General features: G+C 43.2%; 1 pseudogene. It reads left to right on the top strand.

From position 1 onward, the window contains the following. A pseudogene (gene fadH, locus ACS8FC_RS19610) lies at positions 1 to 264 on the top strand (NADPH-dependent 2,4-dienoyl-CoA reductase); the annotation flags it as partial. Between the last annotated feature and the right edge of the window lie 308 nt (positions 265 to 572).

Raw genomic sequence — 572 nt, 5'->3', positions numbered from 1 at the left:
GGCGTCATCCAAGTCGCTGGCGTGCAGTACGACAAAATCACCAACGAAGGTATCTGGGTGACCAATTCACAAGGACAAAGCCAGCTACTTCGTGTCGATAGCGTCGTCGTTTGCGCCGGTCAGGAGTCCGTGGTCGAGCTGATGCCAAATGTGGGCGATGCACCAGACGCGCAATACCATCTCATTGGTGGTGCTAAGCTCGCAGCTGAGCTAGATGCCAAACGCGCAATCCGTGATGGGGCAGAGGTTGCGGCTCAGATCTAAAATTTTTAGCATGAGTGTTAAATAATGGACGGCGAAGGGATATTTCTTGCCGTCCTTTTTTCTTTAGAATGAAAATTTAACTTATTAAATTAGATCTTCAGTTCAGCTTATGTTTATTCTGAGACAATAAAGAGATTTTGTTCACTTACTCTCGTTCTAATATAATCCCGTCAAAATACCCTCGCATACCATAATGCAGTTCTCTATACTGGTTATCAATGTCTCTCAATAACAACTGAGTCCTACCTTTATAAAATGCTGGATATAAACGTAGCTCAACATATTTGTTTGACTGTTCATCATTGATG

This window comes from Psychrobacter sp. 1Y4 (genome assembly GCF_051847555.1).
Note: the sequence above shows the minus strand (reverse complement) of the source record. Positions and strands in the feature narration are given on the sequence as shown.